Genomic DNA, 19,395 nt, shown 5'->3' on the forward strand with positions numbered 1-19,395 from the left:
TGCGCTTTCTTGACAATTTGAGTGTTACCCGCGATCTGTCTGTGCAACGAGAACAAGTCTAGAACACCAGTTTTATTGAGTACGCCACGCATGTCTAAGCCCGAAAAACCACAAAGGTTTGCCTCCGCATGTCCACACGATTGCCCGTCCACCTGCGCAATCGAGGTCGAAGTGCATGCAGATGGGCGTGTAGGCCGTATTCATGGCACCCGTGACAACGATTATACCGCTGGCGTCATCTGCGCCAAGGTCGCCCGCTACTCCGAGCGCTTGCATCATCCTGACCGCCTGACCAAACCTTTGCGCCGCACAGGCCCGAAAGGCTCCGGCCAGTTCGAAGAGATCAGCTGGGAAGAGGCACTACAGGAAGTCTCAGAGAAATTTCTGGAGGCTGAGAAGAAACACGGCCCGCAAACCGTCTGGCCATACTTCTTTGCCGGTACCATGGGTCTTGTACAGCGTGACAGCATCAACCGCCTGCGCAACGCCAAAAGTTATTCCGGCATGTACCAGACCTTCTGCACCAACATGGCGTGGACTGGCTACATCGCTGGCACCGGCAAGCTCGCTGGGCCGGACCCGCGCGAAATGGCTCTTGCCGATGCTGTTGTGATCTGGGGTACCAACCCGGTGGCGACGCAGGTCAACGTCATGACCCACGCCATCAAGGCCCGCAAGACCCGTAAAGCCAAGATCGTTGTCATCGACGTCTATAAGACCGAGACAATGAAACAGGCAGACATCGGCCTTGTCCTGAAGCCGGGTTCCGACGCCGCACTCGCTTGCGCTGTCATGCATGTTTTGTTCCGCGATGGCTATGCCGATCGCGCTTACATGGAAAAATACGCCGACGCACCTGCCGAACTGGAAGAACACCTAAAGACCCGCAGCCCTGAGTGGGCCAGCGAGATCACAGGTCTTTCCGCAGAGCAGATCGAAGAACTCGCAAAGTTGGTTGGCGAAACAAAGAAAACCTACTTCCGCCTAGGCTACGGCTTCACCCGCCAGCGCAACGGCGTGGTTTCTATGCATGCCGCCAGCTGTATCGCGGTTGTCGGCGGTCACTACCAATATGAGGGCGGCGGCGCGTTTCATAACAACGGCGCCATCTACGGTCTCAACATGGCCATGGTCGAAGCCCACTCGCTCCACGACAGCTCCATCCGCAAACTCGACATGTCTCAGGTAGGTCGGGTTCTTACAGGCGACAGCGAAGCGCTCATGGACGGCCCGCCAGTCACCGCCATGCTGATCCAGAACACCAATCCGGTGTCAGTGGCTCCTGAGCAGACCCTCGTGAAAGAAGGCTTTGCCCGCGAAGACCTGTTCACCGTGGTCCACGAGCAGTTCATGACTGAAACCGCGCTTATGGCTGATATCGTCCTGCCAGCAACCCAGTTTCTGGAACATGACGACATCTACAAAGGTGGCGGACACCAGAACCTCCTGTTCGGTCCAAAACTGGTCGACGCCCCGGGTGAAGCCAAACCGAACCTCTATGTGCTGAACGAACTGATTGAACGCCTCGGCGGCGAAGAGCACGAAGCGCACAAGATGACAGCCCGCGAGCACATCGACTGGATGCTCAAAAACTCCAAGTATCCGGGCGGCTTGAGCGAGCTGGAAGAAAACCGCTGGCTTGACTGTCAGCCAGACTTCAATGAAGCACACTACATAAACGGCTTTGGCTATGAGGATGGCAAGTTCCGCTTCAAGCCGGACTGGGCAAAGGTGCCTGCACCAAACAACGGTCCAATGGGCCCATGGCAACAAATGCCAGCCTTGCCGGATCATTGGGACATCAACGAAGCGCCGACCAGGGACTATCCGTTCCGCCTCGCCACATCTCCCTCACGCTCGTTCCTGAACTCTACGTTCAACGAGACCCCAAGCTCCGTGAAGAAGGAAGGCCGCCCAACAGTCATGCTGCACGCGGAAGACGCAGCCGCGCTGGGCGTGGAGGAGGGCGACAAGGTCATCCTCTCCAATCATCGCGGCGAAGTCATCCTGCACGCCTCCGTGGGGGATCGTCCTCAAAAGGGCACGCTGATCGCAGAAGGCATCTGGCCCAATGCTGCACACGAAGGTGGCAACGGCATCAACACCCTCACCAGCGCCGACCAGACCGCTCCCTTCGGCGGCGCTGCCTTTCACGACATCCACGTCGCGGTGCGCAAAGCGTAAGGCAGATATCCTCGACATATTGGGAGCGGTGATCTCGCTCCTTCAATATGCACGTGTGATATTTTCCTCGGTTCACAAAAATTGAACGCATATGTGAACAAAAAAGAGCCCTCATAGTACTAAGCGACACTCTTAACTCCGCCAGGAAACGTAAAGTAGTTCCAATTAGCGAGTTCTGATTGAATTTGATGACTCTGCGTCAAATTCATAATAATAAAGGGTGTGCAATGAGCGGATTAACTATTGGTAACTCTAGTAATTTTCACGGTGCTGTTGAAAATCTGGTAAATCAGGCTCGTGTCGAGCATGCAACCTCGTTAAATCTAAATACTGATGACTTGATCGTTTCTATTGGCAGTAAACAAGGCAACCCGCAGACAGGGGAACGGATTTACTCCGTTGTGGTTGACACGCCGCAGCACATGCGCGGTTTGGGAGATAATCTTAAATCTGCAGCAAGTGCGTTGTCGCATGGCCGCCTTGCCAATGTGAAACAATCTCTCACCGACGCGACAAAAAACATCGGGAACCTTCTGGGACGAACCCAAAGTGCTCCGGAACAAGCGAAAGAAAACTGGGCTCCCTTTCTGGAGCTTGCAGAGCAGACGATTGCAGACACAATAAAGCACGCCTCATCCGGGACCGAGCGTCTCGTTGATCTGAAAGCGATGATGGCCGGTATTCAAGCGAGCGTTTTTGACAGGACTGAGTTCAACGAGCACGACGGATCTCATCGCACACTGGGGGATGCCGCCAAAGTCGATATCCGCAGCTTGAAAGCCATGGATGCTGCGGTCTCCAGTGCCCAGAGTCGAATATTGGGATATGCAAGCAGCACCCGAAGCGCTGAAGTCTCTGGAGTGCAGCAAGAGAATGTGCCGACTGCCAACTCTCAGAGTGAAGCTCCACGTGTTCAGCAATCGCCTCTTTACGATGTTCCACGCCAGCCACCACAACCTCTATACGACACTCCGCGCCCACAACCGCATCAGTACGATACCCCGCGGCCGCAACACCCATACGATCATCTGGAGCCAAAGACGACAGTGGCGCCAACATATGCGCAGTTGAACACAGGGACTGTCTACCAGAACGTGGAAGCTCAGAACTTGGGTGAGAACACTGAAAGCTACTCCGCGCGGCGTACTCTTGAAATCACGAATGGTAATTTGGGAACCAGCTTCCAAAGCCTGGACGAACTAAATAATTTCATGGAAGGGAAGGAAGCCTACATCGATGGCTATATGGCTCAACTGCAGACATCAGGCGAGTTCAAAACGTTTGAGTCATATTTCGCTCAGTTCAACAGGCCGGTCGCTCACGCATCCCAGCAGGTGACACCGCCAGTGGAACCAACTGTCACCTATGCTGATATGCAGATCGCACCTGATGAAGACGGTATCGAACAGCCTGAAGCTCAGACCGAGCGGAGCACTGCGACGCAATCTCAGTTTGTGAAACTGGATGACTTGGTGCTGCAAAAGGGTGAACTTCGGATCTGACAAGTCTCACAGGCGGTAACGTAGGACCAACTCCGCTTTCAACGTAGAAAAAACGCAAATCGCGCAAACGAACGCACATAGTAACGCAAACGAAAAAAGGCCGGAGGCGGGAGCGCCTACGGCCTTTTTTGTGTCTCTTTATGAGAACCTTATCTCATTAACAAATAAGGCTTTTATCGTCCTGCTTAGCACCTGCAATCTTCACGCGAAAGCCATCAACGGAAGCTCTGCCACTGGCCACAGCCTCCAATGCCTTGGGATAGATCTCATGCTCAACAGCCAGCACACGCGCTGCCAGATCATCCAGGTTATCCCCGTCCAGAACGGGGACAGCTCCCTGCGCGATGATCGGACCCACATCCATTTCCGCTGTTACAAAATGCACAGTCGCCCCATGAATGCGAACGCCTTCCTTCAACGCCCGCTCATGCGTATGCAGACCCGGAAAGCTTGGTAAGAGAGCAGGGTGGATATTGATCATCCGGCCTTGCCACTGGCTTACGAACCATGGTGTTAGCAAACGTAAAAAGCCAGCCAGAACAAGCAGGTCTATGTTGTGCTGTTCAAGCATCGCATTCAGATCACGCTCAAATGCCTCACGGTCTTTGCCATAAAGTTTGTGGTCCAACGCAAAGGTGGCAAAACCCTCGTCAGCAGCGCGCTCCAGCCCTTTTGCGTCTGGCCGGTTAGACCCCACCACAACGATTTCCGCTGGATAATCAGGGTTTTTTGCTGCCTCAATAAGAGACAGCATGTTGGAGCCTCGCCCTGAAATCAAAACACCTACGCGTTTTTTAGGCTGCGTGCTCATTTAGCAAAACCCAGCGAGCCGTCAAACACAACCTGCTCAGCTCCATCCTGCGCAGCTTCCAGTTTGCCAAGCGTCACAACAGTTTCACCCTCACGCTCAAGCACGTCGCGAACAGCGTCAGCTTTGTCAGCAGCAACCGCGACCACCATGCCAACACCGCAGTTGAAGGTGCGCAGCATTTCAAACTGTTCAATGCCGCCAGCTTTTGAGAGCCAGCCAAACACAGCAGGGGAGGAAATAGCAGAAAGATCGATCCGTGCAGCAAGCCCGTCAGGCAGAACGCGCGGCAGGTTTTCAGGAAGACCACCACCAGTGATATGCGCCAAGGCTTTGATGCCATTGGTTTCTTTGATCGCGGCCAGCAGGGGCTTCACATAAATGCGGGTTGGCTCCATCAGCGCTTCGCCAAGCGTCTTGTCAGCATCAAACGGCGCTTTGTCAGCCCATGTCAGGCCGGAAACTTCAACGATCTTGCGAACCAGAGAGAAGCCGTTGGAATGCACACCGGAGGAAGCCAGACCAAGCAAAACGTCGCCTTCGCCAATATCCTTGGACGGCAGCAGCGTTCCGCGCTCAGCCGCGCCAACGGAAAATCCAGCCAGATCATAATCACCAGCCGCGTACATGCCTGGCATTTCAGCCGTTTCACCACCGATCAGCGCGGCACCAGAGATTTTACAGCCCTCTGCTATCCCCGCCACAACATCGGTCGCCATGTCGACATCCAGCGCGCCAGTGGCAAAATAATCAAGGAAGAACAGCGGCTCAGCACCTTGCACCACAAGATCGTTCACACACATGGCAACCAGATCAATCCCCACACCGCTATGCACGTTGGTGTCGATGGCAATCTTAAGCTTGGTGCCCACGCCATCATTGGCCGCCACAAGAACAGGGTCTTTAAACCCGGCGCCTTTCAGATCAAAAAGACCGCCAAAGCCGCCAATGTCACTGTCAGCACCCGGGCGACGCGTTGCTTTAACCAGTGGGCTGATCCGTTTGACCAGTGCGTTCCCGGCGTCGATATCGACCCCCGCTTGTGAATAGGTAAGGCCGTTATTACCGTTCTGGTCCTGGCTCATGGATACTGCTCCGCATCATCAAGAGTATAGCGGCATGACCGCCTATGTAATTTGGCGGCATAAAAACAAAACTGCAGGGAATTGCAAGGCCGAAAGGGGAAGGAAACCACGCTGGTATCTCAGAAAAACGCAGATCTGTGCAGAACCAGCTAAGCTTTTGCAAATTAATGGAGCTTTGAAAAACTCTTCATTTAGGGGAAAGTTTTTCACCCCTCTCAAAGATGCTCCTAAATTAAGCGGGCGAAAAGGTGGAGTAGCTACTCTGGCAAACCTGATGCTGCGACTTGACGTAATCAACCTATGGAAACTACAACCATCTTAAATTTTAAAGATGCCTCTGTGAGCGACCGCGCTGCCGGAAAACCAGCAAGTTGATGGGCTCCATGCCTCCACCTGGAGATAGTTTATGAGTACAAACAAACGGTTATTCTTCTGGTTGCTGGCTTTTATAGCCTTCATCCTGTTCTTGTCGGTGTTTCAAAGCATCCTTCTACCGTTTGTCGCAGGTATGGCCTTGGCCTATCTTCTCGATCCAATTGCGGATTATCTGGAAACCCACGGGTTCGGGCGCATCTGGGCAACTGTTACGATCCTCCTGATATTCCTGATCGTTTTTACCGCAGCGCTGCTGATCCTCCTGCCAATTCTCGGCAAACAGCTGATCGCATTTCTGGACTACCTACCAGAACTGGCCGGAAATCTTGAAAATTTGCTGCGTGAAAGCCTTGGGCCACAAATGGACAGACTTGCAAACCTGTCAGGCCAAACCAACAAAATCGACTGGGGTGCCTTCGTCGGGCAGGCCGCAAACTTCGTTGGCGGACTGCTGTCTTCCATCTGGAGCGGCGGGCAAGCACTTATTTCTATCATCGGTCTTGCTGTCGTAACACCAGTTGTCGCGTTCTATCTCCTGCTCGACTGGGACAACATGATCGAACGCATCGACAGCTGGCTGCCACGTGACTACCAGCAAACCATCCGCGCACTGGCAAGTGATATGGATTCAGTAGTGGCCGGGTTTGTTCGCGGGCAGGTGATGATGTGCCTGATACTGGGCACCTTCTACGCTGTTGCTCTGTTACTTGTTGGCCTGAAATTTGGTCTCCTGATCGGCCTCACAGCTGGCTTAATCAGTTTCATTCCTTATGTCGGTGCGATTGTCGGTTTCGGTCTGTCAATTGGTGTTGCTTTGGTCCAGTTCTGGCCTGATTATTTCATGATCGGAGCGGTGCTGGGCGTATTTGTTGTTGGTCAGTTTCTGGAGGGAAACGTCCTTCAGCCCAAACTTTTAGGTGGAAGTGTCGGTCTTCACCCTGTCTGGCTCATGTTTGCACTGTTCGCTTTTGGTTCTTTAATGGGATTTGTGGGGATGTTGATAGCAATTCCAGCTGCAGCAGTGGTTGGGGTACTAGCAAGATTTGCTCTCAGGCAATATCTTGCAAGTTCGCTATATGCAGGTCACTACAAAAATACCAATAAGACGGAAGGACTGGAATGACAGGATCGACAGGGCCACAACAATTGCCTTTGGTCTTGCCCCATGAGGAGGCATTGGGGGTTGATGATTATCTGGTTTCAACGTCAAATCAGGCTGCATTCAATCTGATTACCAATTGGCCGGAGTGGCCATCTCCGATCGTAACCCTGCAAGGGCCGATCGGATCGGGTAAAACACATCTGGTCAACGCATGGCAGGAGCTCAGCGGAGCTCAGATCGTGGGCGGAGATGAACTGGAATTTCTTGACCTTACGGCATTGGCAGAAGCCGGCCCGGTTGCGGTTGAAGACCTGCACGCAGGTTTTGATGAAGCATCTTTGTTCCATCTGTTCAACGCAGTACGCCTGTCCGGTGGCAACATGTTGATGACCACCCGCGAGTGGCCAAACACGTTTGACCTTAAAACCAAGGATCTGGCGTCCCGTTTTCGGGCAGCGACCCCGGTGCAGGTGGAAGAGCCGGACGACATGCTGCTCGCAATGGTCATGACCAAACATTTTTCAGATCGTCAGGTAACTGTTGACTCCAGTGTGATAGATTACCTCGTGATAAGAATTGAACGGTCACTGGATGCAGCACGCAACGTTGTAGACATGCTGGACAGACATGCATTGGCGAAGGGTCGAAAGATCTCCCGCGTCATGGCCTCCAAAATACTGGAGAGCATGGGCGAGTAGGAACCAAGGTGTATCTCCGAAAAGTGGTTGCCGGTTTTCGGCTCCAGATACGCCTGTAAATAAAGCTTAGAGCTTGCTGCTGCACTGCAACATGCTCTAAGCTTTATTTTCCCGTCAAAAATGTATGGTCTAAATGACCAGAATCATACAACGGACAGCGCAATCGTCAGATATTCTAAGGGCGAGGTGCGCCCATACAGGTGACCCGGTCCACGGGCTGCGGAGGTACATGGAATGAATGAGTTTACGGAAATGAACGCTTTGGAAGACGAGACCACTGACACCGCAGATTTTGAGGTGAGTGCAGGGCTGGCTCTGATGCAAAAACCAGAGCGCTTTGTAAACCGTGAACTCTCGTGGTTGCAGTTCAACCGCCGTGTTCTGGAAGAATCCATGAACCCGAGCCATCCGCTTTTGGAGCGGCTCCGGTTCCTGTCCATTTCTGCCAACAACTTGGATGAGTTCTTCATGGTGCGTGTTGCTGGCCTGCGCGGTCAGCAGCGAGCGGATGTGACGACCATTTCTGATGATGGTCTGACCTCGACCGAACAGCTGGAGCAAATCTCTGTTGAGGTAAGTAAGCTTCAAAGTGAGCAGCAAGCCCGCTTCCGTCAACTGCGCTCTGAGCTGGCTGATGAAGGTATCTTCATCGTTGAAGCGCAGAACATGAGCCAGTCTGAAACGGATTGGCTGGAAGACTACTTCCTTCAGCATATTTTCCCGGTTCTGACCCCGTTGGCTATTGATCCAGCGCATCCTTTCCCGTTCATCCCAAATCTGGGCTTTTCGCTGATCCTGGATCTGCGTCCGGTGGATGGAGGCGCAGGTATGACTGCGCTGCTGCGTATGCCAAGCCAGATTGGCCGCTTTGTTGTCCTGCCAACACCGCGTGATGCCGGGCCAAAAGCAACTCGTTTCATTCCAATTGAGACGATCATCTCGTTGTTCATCGGCAATCTCTTCCCCGGATATGAAGTTTGCGGCAAAGGCGCGTTCCGCGTATTGCGCGACTCCGACTTGGAAATCGAGGAAGAAGCGGAAGACTTGGTGCGCGTTTTTGAAACCGCCCTGAAACGTCGCCGCCGCGGGTCTGTGATCCGCATGGAAATCGAAGAAAGCACACCAGAAAGTCTGCGTGCCTTCGTTGCAAATGAGCTTGAAGTCACCGAAGAGGAAACCTTCCTTGCCAACGGACTTTTGGCGCTGAATGACCTGTCTCAGGCTGTGAACGTCAAACGCGATGATCTCAAGTTCCCGCCATACACTCCGCGTTATCCGGAACGTATCCGCGAACACGGCGGGGATTGTTTTGCGGCTATCCAACAAAAAGACATCCTGATCCACCATCCCTACGAGAGCTTCGACGTTGTCGTTCAGTTCCTCCGCCAAGCCGCTCAGGACCCGGATGTCGTCGCAATCAAGCAAACGCTTTACCGCACATCCAACAACTCCCCGATCGTCAAAGCCCTTGCAGAAGCGGCAGAAGCTGGCAAATCCGTCACCGCGCTTGTCGAACTCAAAGCCCGCTTTGACGAAGAAGCCAACATCCGTTGGGCGCGAGATTTGGAGCGCGCTGGAGTACAGGTCGTCTTCGGCTTTCTTGAGCTGAAAACTCATGCGAAAGTCTCCATGGTTGTCCGCCGTGAGCAGGGTGGTTTGAGAACCTACTGCCACTTCGGCACCGGCAATTATCACCCAATCACAGCACGCATCTATACCGATCTGTCCTACTTTACCGCAGAGCCTGCAATGGCGCGTGATGCTGCTAAGGTGTTCAATTACATCACAGGTTACGCAGAACCGGGCGAGTTGGAGCGACTGGCCGTTTCTCCAATGAGCCTGCGCAAGCGCATCATTCAGCACACAGAAGAAGAGATTGCCCACACCAAGGCAGGTCGTCCGGGTCAGATCTGGATGAAGATGAACTCTCTGGTAGATCCAGGTGTTATTGATGCATTGTACCGGGCCAGTCAGGCAGGGGTACAAATTGATCTGGTCGTGCGTGGTATCTGTTGCCTGCGTGCGGGCGTGCCGGGGCTCTCTGACAACATCCGTGCGAAATCAATTGTGGGAAGATTTCTTGAGCACAGCCGTATCTTCTGCTTTGGCAATGGTCACGGGTTGCCCTCTGATGAAGCCCATGTCTATATCTCATCAGCGGATATGATGCCGCGCAATCTGGATCGTCGGGTCGAGACCCTTGTTCCTGTTAAAACGCCAACAGTACACAAGCAGATTCTTGATCAGATCATGGTTGCAAATCTAGAAGATAATCAACAAAGCTGGCGTCTGCTTCCAGACGGTAGTCATGAGCGCATTGTTGCAGAACCAGACGAAGATCCGTTCAACGCACACAAGTTCTTTATGACGAACCCATCTCTGTCTGGTCGTGGTAGCTCGCTACAGGGCGATAGCCCAAAACTTTTTGTAGAACGGCCAAATAGTGACAGATATCTCGACGAGTGATGAGCCTCGAGGACGATTTACAGACCCGGGACCAATAGCAATCATTGATATTGGTTCCAACTCTGTCCGTCTTGTAATTTATGAAAGACTGGCGCGTAACCCGACAGCGTTGTTCAATGAAAAAATCCTGGCAGGACTGGGGCGCGGTGTAGGCGCGACTGGTCGTCTGGGTGAAGAAAATGTTGCCACCGCACTGCGTGCTTTGGTGCGGTTTCGCCGTGTCTGCGATCATGTCGGTGTCATCAAACTGCACATTCTGGCAACAGCAGCAGCTCGCGAAGCTGAAAATGGCGCAGAGTTCATTGCAAAAGTAGAAAACATCTGCCGTGCCAACGTTCAGATCCTGTCTGGCCGCGATGAGGCATTCTACTCAGCAATGGGGGTTTTCTCTGGTTTCTGGCGGGCAGATGGCCTTGTCGGAGATTTGGGCGGCGGATCATTAGAGCTGGTCGACATCAGTGCTCATGGCATCGGTGATGGACGCACATTTCCGCTTGGCGGAATTCGGCTGCAGGAATCCTCAGAAAAAGATCTGGCACTGGCCAATGAGATCGCCCGTGAAGAGCTGGAAAAAGCCGACTGGCTGGGTAAGGCAAAAGACCGCAACTTCTATGCGATCGGTGGAACGTGGCGTTCACTTGGCCGTTTGCACTTGTATCAACAGGGCTATCCGCTGCATGTGATGCATGACTACACAGTGCCTGCTGAAGTCATGATTGATTTCTGCGAGCAGCTCATGCGGGATGACCTAAGCAACGAGTCAAGCATTCAGGTGATCTCTAAAGCGCGTCGTGGATTGCTGCCGTATGGTGCAACCGTGATGCGGCAGACCTTGTTGCATTGTCAGGCAGATCAGGTCGTCTTTTCTGCACTCGGCGTGCGGGAAGGGTACTTGTATGATCAGCTTGATGAAGACGGCAAAAAGCAAGACCCTTTGCTCACAGCAGCCCACGAGTTGGGTGTGCTGCGTGCCCGTGATCCCTCTTATTCAGCCGAAGTGGTTGAGTGGAGCGAGCAGGCCATGCGTGTGGCTGGTGTGGACGAAAGCGAAGGCGAACGCCGCCTGCGCATCGCGGCCTGTCAGTTAACGGATATCGGCTGGCGTGCGCATCCGGACTACCGTCGTCAGCAATCACTGAACATTATTTCTAATGGCGGGTTTGTAGGCATTGATCATGCGGGTAGGGCATATCTGGCACTGACAGTGTTCTATCGCTACGAAGGCCTGATGGATGATGCGCTTTCGCCGGCCATTCGTAGCCTGAGTAATCCACGTCTCATGAAGCTGGCACGTATGCTTGGCGCAACGTTGCGTGTTGCGGCATTGATCAGCGCTTCCATGAATGGCGTGTTGCTCAAGAGCAAGCTGTCGCTGGTGAACGACAAACTCGTACTGGCTCTCCCGGCAGAACTTGCGGACATGCAAGGGGATCGTTTGACAAAGCGCTTGAACCAACTAGGGCGCGTTATGGATCTGGAAGCCGAAGTCAGAGTGCTTTAATAAATCTGAGACAGATACAAGAAAGCCCCGACAAGTTTTGCCGGGGCTTTTCTTATTTATCAGTAAGTTATGATGAGTAGTGGATTCAAAATCTTAATCAGACTTTGGCTTGTTGTTCTTGTTGCCACCACGACGGCGAGAGCTGTTTTCAACACGCTCAACCGGTTCACCTTGTTCGCAAATGACGACCTGACGGCCATTAAAAGCAAGGCCGATTTCGCCTTTTTTCAAGCGCAGCGCATCTTCACCAAAAAGCTCTCGGCGCCAGCCGGAAAGAGCCTGAACCTGCGCATCTCCACTTGATGCAATCTTGTCCAGATCATCGACCGTCGCGATAACTTTCGGTGCCACACCAAAGCTTTCGCTCTTCATCTTCAAAAGCACCTTCAGCAAATCGACAGCTGCAGACGCTCCGTCCGGAGAAGGCCGTCCTTTTGGAACTTCTGGCAGATCGTCCTCAGAAATCTCCATAGCGCGTTTTACCGCGTTGAGAATGTCCTCAGCATGTCTGGAGCGCTCAAAACCACGTGGGATTGTGCGCAAGTGCCCCAAAGCTTCAGATGTCTGAGGCTTCTGCGTTGCAACCTCAAAAATCGCATCATCTTTGATAACGCGGCTACGAGGAATGTCACGCTTTTGCGCTTCCTGTTCGCGCCAGAAGGCCAGTTCCTTTAAAACAGCCAGATCGCGTGGTTTGCGGACGCGCAACTTCATGCGCTGCCAGGCCTTCGCAGGATCACTGCGATAGGTATCAATGGAAGACAGCGTTGCCATCTCATCTTCAACCCAGTGGTTGCGGCCCTTCTGTTCCAGTTGCTCTTTCAGGAACTGGTAGACGTCGCGCAAGTGGGTCACATCAGCCAGTGCATAAGCAAGCTGTTTGTTCGTCAATGGACGCCGGGACCAATCTGTAAACCGGGATGATTTGTCGATCCGCTCACCCGTCACTTTCGAAACCAGCTGGTCGTAGGAAACTGAATCCCCAAAGCCACAAACCATGGCTGCAACCTGACTATCGAAGAGAGGTGAAGGCACAAAGCCACCCAGATGGTAGATTATTTCAATATCTTGCCGTGCAGCATGGAACACCTTCACGATGTCCGTATTGCGCATCAATGCAAAAAAAGGTTCAAGATCCAGATCTTCAGCCAGAGCATCAACCAACACAGCATTATCTGGATTGGCAATCTGAATGACGCAGAGTTTTGGCCAGAAGGTCGTTTCCCGCAAAAACTCGGTATCAACTGTTACGAAATCTGAATTAGCAAGCTTGGCACACGCTTGCGCAAGCTCTTCTGTAGTTGTGATCATCTTCATGGTGTCAAAGTCTATAGCGTAAGCGAACGGGCTTGTCCCTATCTAAGTTTCTCGTTTTCTCATCAAGTGGTTGTAAATGTCGATTTTTGCTCTCTATGAACCAAAGGGTCGCAGCCGGAGCCTCGCGAAAACCACGTAGGTAGAGGAAACTCGGGAAATGTCCGCAAGAAACAGCGCCAAAGTTACAGACTTACTTGACTTTAGGATGCTGACATGTCTTTTCCAGCCGGATGACCTTTTGACGAGGTCAACCAGTTTCTGAATTTTATGATTCACTAGATTACCACTGAGGACGCTATGCATCGTTATCGAAGCCATACCTGCGGAGAGCTGCGGGCGAATAATGTAGGTGAAACCACTCGCCTTTCTGGCTGGGTGCACCGTGTACGCGATCACGGCGGCCTGCTGTTCATCGACTTGCGTGACCATTACGGCCTTACGCAGTGTGTTGTTGATCCGGACTCCCCAGCATTTAAACTGGCTGAAACCGTACGTTCCGAATGGTGCATCCGCATCGATGGTGACATTAAGAAGCGCTCTGACGATACCGTCAACAAGGGCCTTGGCACCGGCGAGATCGAAATTTTCATTCGTGATATGGAAGTTTTGGGCGACTCTCAAGAGCTGCCTTTGCCAGTATTCGGTGAGTTGGAATACCCAGAAGATATTCGTCTAAAGTACCGTTTCCTCGACCTGCGTCGCGACACTCTGCACGCAAACCTGATGACACGGACCAAGATCATCAATTCCATGCGTCGTCGCATGAATGATGCTGAGTTCAACGAATTCCAGACACCAATTCTGACGGCTTCTTCCCCAGAAGGCGCGCGCGATTTCTTGGTGCCTTCCCGTATTCACCCTGGTAAGTTTTACGCGTTGCCACAGGCTCCCCAGCAGTTCAAACAGCTGCTTATGATGTCTGGCTTTGATAAATACTTCCAGATTGCACCTTGCTTCCGTGATGAAGATCCACGCGCTGACCGTCTGCCAGGCGAGTTCTACCAGCTCGACGTGGAAATGAGCTTTGTTACTCAGGAAGACGTGCTGACCACCATGGAACCAGTTATCCGTGGTGTGTTTGATGAATTCTCTGAAGGTAAGCCAGTTACCAAAGAATTCCCACGCATTCCTTACGCAGAAGCGATCCGCAAATACGGCTCCGATAAGCCGGATCTGCGTAACCCGATCGAAATGCAGGACGTGACTGAACACTTCGCAGGCTCCGGCTTTAAAGTGTTTGCACGTATGATCGAGAGCGATCCAAAGGTTCAGGTCTGGGCAATCCCAGCTCCAAAGGGCGGTTCCCGCGCATTCTGTGATCGCATGAACTCATGGGCACAGAGCGAAGGCCAACCAGGCCTTGGTTATATCTTCTTCCGTAAAGAAGAAGACGCAATCGCCGGTGCTGGCCCAATTGCGAAAAACATCGGTACAGAGCGCACTGAAGCAGTCCGCACCCAGCTTGGTCTGGATGAAGGCGATGCGGTGTTCTTTGCAGCTGGCGATCCTAAAAAGTTCGCAGACTTCGCTGGCAAAGCGCGTACTCGCGCTGCTGAAGAGCTGAACCTGATTGATGAAGACCAGTTCGCACTGTGTTGGATTGTTGACTTCCCAATGTACGAATGGGACGAAGAAAACAAGAAAGTTGACTTCTGTCACAACCCATTCTCCATGCCGGAAGGTGGAATGGACGGCCTCAACAATGTTGAGCCTCTTGAACTGAACGCCTACCAGTACGACGTTGTCTGTAACGGTTATGAAATCGGCTCAGGCGCGATCCGTAACCACCAGGTCGAAGTCATGAAAAAAGCCTTCGAAATCGCTGGTTACGATGAAAGCCTGCTCGAAGAAAAATTCGGTGGCATGTTCCGCGCATTCCAGTACGGCGCGCCTCCACACGGCGGCATGGCTGCTGGCGTTGATCGTATCGTTATGCTGCTTGTTGGTGCAAAGAACCTGCGTGAGGTGACCTTGTTCCCAATGAACCAGCAGGCACAGGATTTGATGATGGGTGCTCCGGGCGATGTGTTCCCGGCACAGCTGCGCGATCTTCATATCCGCCTGAACTTGCCAGAAGCATAAGAGCCGCTGGCAGAAAAGCAGGTATGGCGGTTCACGTCATAATGTTATAAATCTCATGGAAGGGCGGTCGTAGATCTACGGTCGCCTTTTCATCTTCTACCGGTAGCAAATTAAGTCGTCATACTTAATTTCGCTGGAAAAGCTGAGGGTTTTAGGTGTTCGACGCCATAAGCAAAAAGCTGTTTGCGGATGAAGAAGGCGCTCCCAGCCTTATTCGCCGCCTTCTCCGAGAAAATTTCGGGAAATACAAATTCCAATACATGATTGCGTTTGCCTTCATGATTGTAGCTGCCGCCGCAGGTGCGGGCAGTGCAGCCATAATGAAAAACGTTATCAATCAGGTCTTTATCGACCGTGACATCACCATGGTCTACATTATCTCTGGTGCAGTGATGACCATCTTCCTGACCAAAGGTATTGCGACCTACGGTCAGACTGTTGTACTGAGCAGGATTGGCAACTCAATTGTCGCCAAACTCCAGCGTGACATGTTTGAAAAAGTGACCCGATTGGGGGTCCGATATTTCGACCATACGACATTTGGTGATCTGGCCACACGATTTGGACATAACACAGGCGCTGCCAGAGGCGTTATGGACCTGATCATACTGTCCGCTGGACGGGATGTTATGTCCGTGATCGGTCTGGTGACTGTCATGATCTGGCAGAATCCGCTGCTCTCACTCATCGCACTGGGCATCATGCCTCCAGCTGTCTATGTCGTCTCTAAGCTCGTTCGCCGTGTGAAGAAGATCGCGAAGAGCCAGTTTGTTTCTCAGACAATCATCCTTTCCTTGGTAAAGGAAATGGCTCTGGGCATTCGCGTCGTGAAGTCCTTTAACTACGAAGCAAACATGCATGCGGCGATGGACAGCGCGGTCTCCAGTGTTGAACAGCAGTCCAACAAGATTGCGAAGCTAACTGCCAGAACATCACCATTGATGGAAACTCTGGGCGGTATCGCAATTGGCATCATCATCCTGTATGGCGGTTATAGCGTGATTGCCTTGGATCAGGATCCAGGTGCGTTTTTTGCTTTCATCACAGCACTTTTGCTTGCATATGAGCCAATCAAACGCCTCGCTCGCTTTCAGGTCAATCTGAATACAAAGCTTGTTGGTGTGCGTCTGATGTACGAGCTTCTGGATATGCCAGAAGAAAGTCAGAGAACCTTAGACAAGCCTGACATGAAGGTCATCAAAGGACGGATCGAGTTCAAACAAGTCGAGTTCGATTATGGTGAGACAAAAGCTCTGAATGGCCTGAGTATGGTCGCAAACTCAGGTGAAGTGACTGCCCTTGTTGGTGCATCTGGAGCGGGTAAATCAACAGTCTTCTCGTTGATTGAACGTTTCTATGAAATCGATAAGGGTGGAATTCTGATCGATGATCAGGACATTCGTGACTTCAACATGGAAAGTCTGCGCGGCAATATCGCAATCGTGACACAGGATACGTTCCTGTTTGACCGTACGATCAGGGAGAATATCCTTATCGGCCGGCCTGGCGCCACGGATGAGGAAGTGATTGAGGCTGCAAAGAATGCGAATGCCCACGAATTCATCGAGAAGATGGAAAAGGGCTACGACAGCAATGCAGGCGAGGGCGGCACACGCCTTTCCGGTGGTCAGCGACAGCGCTTGGCGATTGCACGGGCAATGCTTTCTGATGCACCCATTCTATTGCTGGATGAAGCAACATCTGCTTTGGATGCTGAGTCAGAAAATAAAGTACAAACCGCGCTTGCACGCCTGATGAAGGGGCGTACCACACTCGTGATTGCGCATCGTCTTTCAACCGTTCGTGATGCGGATACCATCCATGTGTTGTCGCATGGCAAACTCTTAGAGAGCGGCACGCACGATCAGTTGTATGAGATGGATGGTTATTACAGGCACCTATGTGAACTCCAGTTCACCAATAGCAATCAAGTAACTCAGAAAGCGTCTCCGGACGCTTGATAGCGCATCAAAGGCGACGGATGGGTGTCAGTTCTTCCGACGCATTGGTTGATAAGGCCGACTTGAAGCGCCATCGAGCTTTCGTAAGGCTCTTCCAGACTACAAAAAAGGCCGCTGTGATAGGTGATATCACAGCGGCCTTTTTATTTCATCTTATTTGAGCTTACTCGGTGTAGCTCACAGTTGCGCCCAGCATTTCAGGAAGCTGTTGAGGTGCAAGAGCCACAATACCTCCAAGCTGCATGATTGGAACTGCTGTCTGCGGAGCAAGTGTCACGCGGATGTTGGTTGGCTTGGCAGCAAAGCTCTTAGCTGCTTTTGCCAGTTCCAGAGCAAATTCGGTTTCAGCCAGTGGACCAGCCTGCTGGAGGGTACCATCAATCATCATTGAAGCCAGCAATTCAGCAGGAAGACCTGCTTGCTCTGCCTGAGTTGCAAGAAGTTCACTGATAAGCGGTGAATCCATCACTTCGATCTGTGCGCCTTTGAAGGTCGCCAGAGCCACAACAGCTTCTGCCTCCTGTGGGTTTTCAAAGAGAGAGCGTGGAATTCCGCCAAGCTGAATGTCAGCACGAAGTTTTATGCCGTTTTCAAGCTCAAACTCGAATTTTTCCAGAGACAGATCCTGAGTGTTCTCATCCCACGCAATCTTGAAGTCCTGTGTGAGATTAACACGCTCTATGCCAAGACGGTCAAGTACACCCAGAACCATCGGCTCTTGAAGGAGTGCAGCATCAAAGCTCAGACCACCAATGACTTCAGACAGGCTTGTCGGGATAGGCCCAATGTGATTGCCCATCTCAATAGTAAGCTCACCAAGGGAGACTGGTGTTGGCAGATCTTTTGCCTGCATGTTTAGGCCAGCAAGAGAAATGCGTCCGATCGTTGGAATGGCCTTCATCGCAGCAGCAGGATCAGCTTCTGCCGCAAGAGTGCTCTCAACCATGGTACGCAGGCTAGGCCATGCAAGATCAGCTAGTTCAAAGCTGTCCAAGTCAAACACTGCATCGTCGCCTTCTACAGCACCATGTAAGCCTTCAAGTTTGACTTGACCAAGACTGTTTGTTGTCAGGTCTGTCGTTGAGGCGTGTTTCAGTGATGCTTCAAAACTTGGTGTTTGGGTGTCTTTCATGCGAGCGCGGATTGGGTCCCACGCTTTGATGACCATGTCGTTTATGTCTGAATATGCGACGGAGTATGAGCCGAGCGCATCAAGCATACTGAAAATCTGATCAACAGCCTCTTCTTCCTCTGGCTTGTCTTTGAGGCTCTCAAACGCAGCCCAAAGCTTGGCAGCATCACCACCTGACATGCGCACATCTTTGGTGGTAGTTTCACCAGCACTCACTTCTAGAAAACCGAATGGTTCAGAGGCGCTGGCACCTTCAGTTTTTATTGTACTTGAGAAGCTTCCAACCCGGTACTCGCTCAGCAGCCTATCAGAAGGTGCCTTGGCCGCACCAAGAAGCGCCAGAAGCGGGCGTACGTCTTGATCTTTGACTGAAAAGTCGTTGTATACCGTTTCAGAAACCGTTGAGACCTCTCGGCCACCTGTCGTCATTGAAGTTGTTGTTTTATATTCAATTCCTTCAATTGAGGCCAAAGCCACAACACCATTTTCCGCGCCGGAGTAAACGCCGTTCTTAATGGTGTATGTCCCTGTAAGTGCGTCGGCCATTGCCATATCAGCGACAACTTCAGCAAAGCTGCTGCGGTCATAAGAAACACTGGTTGCGGCGGCGAGCAACTGCTGAAACTCTTCTGTGGTAACACCATCTGACAGAACAGGCAGGTCAATCCAGTTCACAGAATAACCGGAAATGACATAATCTTTGGCGTCAGCAATAACTTTGATGACATCGTCGGAGGCTTGAGCCTCTGCAACATTTTTGAAATTCTCTGCTTTCTCAAAAAAGCCGAGCTCAAGCTGCATCTCATCGGTGGTTACGTTTTGGAAGCTGAAGGTGCCACCGTCACGCGAAGAGCCATCATAAATCGCCTTTGGCGTCTTGATGATGTAGTAGACGCCAAGGTTAGGCTTGTCTTCATCGAGGGAAAGAGTGAACATTCCTTCGATTTTATGATCAAGAATTTCGGTCTTTGATCCGTCTTCTACCGCCTTCGCATATGTTGCAATTTCTGCGCCATTTGCAAGGAACCAGTCATTGTACTTATCAATGAGGTCTGATGCAGGACTGGAAAGAGCAGGCTGGGCGGATAAACCTAATACAGTGATTGAAACAGCAAAAAATCCCTGCCGTTTGAAATTTTGGAAAGGCATTAAATAAACCTTTTATGGCTAGTAGGAGGGTTC

The 19,395-nt window shown here is 51.9% G+C and carries 13 protein-coding genes; 9 read left to right on the forward strand and 4 right to left on the reverse strand.

Annotated elements, in window-relative coordinates; genetic code table 11:
• Positions 1 to 90: 90 nt before the first annotated feature.
• Both PsAD13_RS14180 and PsAD13_RS14185 read left to right on the forward strand, forming a co-directional pair.
• A complete protein-coding gene (locus PsAD13_RS14180) occupies positions 91 to 2,184 on the forward strand; it encodes a molybdopterin oxidoreductase family protein (RefSeq protein WP_063318557.1) in 2,094 nt (697 codons plus the stop codon).
• 227 nt (positions 2,185 to 2,411) lie between these two features.
• Complete coding sequence (locus PsAD13_RS14185) at positions 2,412 to 3,686, forward strand: hypothetical protein (protein WP_063318558.1); 1,275 nt, start codon at positions 2,412 to 2,414, stop codon at positions 3,684 to 3,686.
• Between the two features lie 157 nt (positions 3,687 to 3,843).
• Here the strand turns inward: PsAD13_RS14185 and purN are convergent, their stop codons facing one another.
• Together purN and purM are read right to left on the reverse strand one after the other, a co-directional pair.
• Positions 3,844 to 4,497 carry a phosphoribosylglycinamide formyltransferase gene (gene purN, locus PsAD13_RS14190; protein WP_063318559.1) on the reverse strand — a complete coding sequence of 218 codons (654 nt, stop codon included), beginning with the start codon at positions 4,495 to 4,497 and terminating at the stop codon, positions 3,844 to 3,846.
• Positions 4,494 to 5,579, reverse strand: a complete 1,086-nt coding sequence (purM, locus tag PsAD13_RS14195) for a phosphoribosylformylglycinamidine cyclo-ligase (RefSeq protein WP_063291875.1) — start codon at positions 5,577 to 5,579, stop codon at positions 4,494 to 4,496. The genes purN and purM overlap by 4 nt, the downstream gene beginning before the upstream one ends.
• Between purM and PsAD13_RS14200 the strand changes: the two genes are divergently transcribed.
• The 5 genes from PsAD13_RS14200 to PsAD13_RS14220 all read left to right on the forward strand — a co-directional run bounded on the left by PsAD13_RS14200 (position 5,578) and on the right by PsAD13_RS14220 (position 11,721).
• Positions 5,578 to 5,901 (forward strand): hypothetical protein, encoded by a 324-nt coding sequence (locus PsAD13_RS14200; RefSeq protein WP_153040894.1) that lies wholly within the window; start codon positions 5,578 to 5,580, stop codon positions 5,899 to 5,901. The two genes, purM and PsAD13_RS14200, sit on opposite strands and share 2 nt — an antisense overlap.
• A gap of 84 nt (positions 5,902 to 5,985) precedes the next feature.
• On the forward strand, positions 5,986 to 7,077 hold the full coding sequence (locus PsAD13_RS14205) for an AI-2E family transporter (RefSeq protein ID WP_057465336.1): 1,092 nt from the start codon (positions 5,986 to 5,988) through the stop codon (positions 7,075 to 7,077).
• Complete coding sequence (locus tag PsAD13_RS14210; RefSeq protein ID WP_057465335.1) at positions 7,074 to 7,754, forward strand: DnaA/Hda family protein; 681 nt, start codon at positions 7,074 to 7,076, stop codon at positions 7,752 to 7,754. Before PsAD13_RS14205 ends, PsAD13_RS14210 begins: the two co-directional genes overlap by 4 nt.
• A 318-nt stretch (positions 7,755 to 8,072) precedes the next feature.
• A complete protein-coding gene (locus tag PsAD13_RS14215) occupies positions 8,073 to 10,220 on the forward strand; it encodes an RNA degradosome polyphosphate kinase (protein ID WP_244272077.1) in 2,148 nt (715 codons plus the stop codon).
• Positions 10,198 to 11,721: a Ppx/GppA phosphatase family protein gene (locus PsAD13_RS14220; protein ID WP_084404725.1), complete on the forward strand. Its 1,524-nt coding sequence runs from the start codon at positions 10,198 to 10,200 to the stop codon at positions 11,719 to 11,721. The genes PsAD13_RS14215 and PsAD13_RS14220 overlap by 23 nt, the downstream gene beginning before the upstream one ends.
• Before the next feature lie 93 nt (positions 11,722 to 11,814).
• Here the strand turns inward: PsAD13_RS14220 and rnd are convergent, their stop codons facing one another.
• Positions 11,815 to 13,038 carry a ribonuclease D gene (rnd, locus tag PsAD13_RS14225; RefSeq protein WP_063288472.1) on the reverse strand — a complete coding sequence of 408 codons (1,224 nt, stop codon included), beginning with the start codon at positions 13,036 to 13,038 and terminating at the stop codon, positions 11,815 to 11,817.
• 297 nt (positions 13,039 to 13,335) lie between these two features.
• Between rnd and aspS the strand changes: the two genes are divergently transcribed.
• Positions 13,336 to 15,120 carry an aspartate--tRNA ligase gene (gene aspS / locus PsAD13_RS14230; protein WP_063291880.1) on the forward strand — a complete coding sequence of 595 codons (1,785 nt, stop codon included), beginning with the start codon at positions 13,336 to 13,338 and terminating at the stop codon, positions 15,118 to 15,120.
• A 155-nt stretch (positions 15,121 to 15,275) separates the two neighbouring features.
• Positions 15,276 to 17,081 (forward strand): ABC transporter ATP-binding protein, encoded by a 1,806-nt coding sequence (locus tag PsAD13_RS14235; protein ID WP_063318561.1) that lies wholly within the window; start codon positions 15,276 to 15,278, stop codon positions 17,079 to 17,081.
• Between the two features lie 163 nt (positions 17,082 to 17,244).
• Here PsAD13_RS14235 and PsAD13_RS14240 read toward each other — a convergent pair whose 3' ends face one another.
• Entirely contained in the window at positions 17,245 to 19,362 is a 2,118-nt protein-coding gene (locus PsAD13_RS14240; RefSeq protein ID WP_063318562.1) for a hypothetical protein, read from the reverse strand.
• Between the last annotated feature and the right edge of the window lie 33 nt (positions 19,363 to 19,395).

Source organism: Pseudovibrio sp. Ad13 (genome assembly GCF_001623225.1).
Lineage (GTDB): Bacteria > Pseudomonadota > Alphaproteobacteria > Rhizobiales > Stappiaceae > Pseudovibrio.

Excerpts from the sequence above, each read along its gene's own strand:
- PsAD13_RS14215 (WP_244272077.1), top strand. The coding sequence starts at position 8,073 with ATGCAAAAACCAGAGCGCTTTGTAAACCGTGAACTCTCGTGGTTGCAG.
- aspS (WP_063291880.1), top strand. The coding sequence starts at position 13,336 with ATGCATCGTTATCGAAGCCATACCTGCGGAGAGCTGCGGGCGAATAAT.
- PsAD13_RS14185 (WP_063318558.1), top strand. The coding sequence starts at position 2,412 with ATGAGCGGATTAACTATTGGTAACTCTAGTAATTTTCACGGTGCTGTT.
- PsAD13_RS14240 (WP_063318562.1), bottom strand. The coding sequence starts at position 19,362 with ATGCCTTTCCAAAATTTCAAACGGCAGGGATTTTTTGCTGTTTCAATC.
- PsAD13_RS14180 (WP_063318557.1), top strand. The coding sequence starts at position 91 with ATGTCTAAGCCCGAAAAACCACAAAGGTTTGCCTCCGCATGTCCACAC.
- PsAD13_RS14200 (WP_153040894.1), top strand. The coding sequence starts at position 5,578 with ATGGATACTGCTCCGCATCATCAAGAGTATAGCGGCATGACCGCCTAT.
- PsAD13_RS14210 (WP_057465335.1), top strand. The coding sequence starts at position 7,074 with ATGACAGGATCGACAGGGCCACAACAATTGCCTTTGGTCTTGCCCCAT.
- purN (WP_063318559.1), bottom strand. The coding sequence starts at position 4,497 with ATGAGCACGCAGCCTAAAAAACGCGTAGGTGTTTTGATTTCAGGGCGA.
- PsAD13_RS14205 (WP_057465336.1), top strand. The coding sequence starts at position 5,986 with ATGAGTACAAACAAACGGTTATTCTTCTGGTTGCTGGCTTTTATAGCC.
- rnd (WP_063288472.1), bottom strand. The coding sequence starts at position 13,038 with ATGAAGATGATCACAACTACAGAAGAGCTTGCGCAAGCGTGTGCCAAG.
- purM (WP_063291875.1), bottom strand. The coding sequence starts at position 5,579 with ATGAGCCAGGACCAGAACGGTAATAACGGCCTTACCTATTCACAAGCG.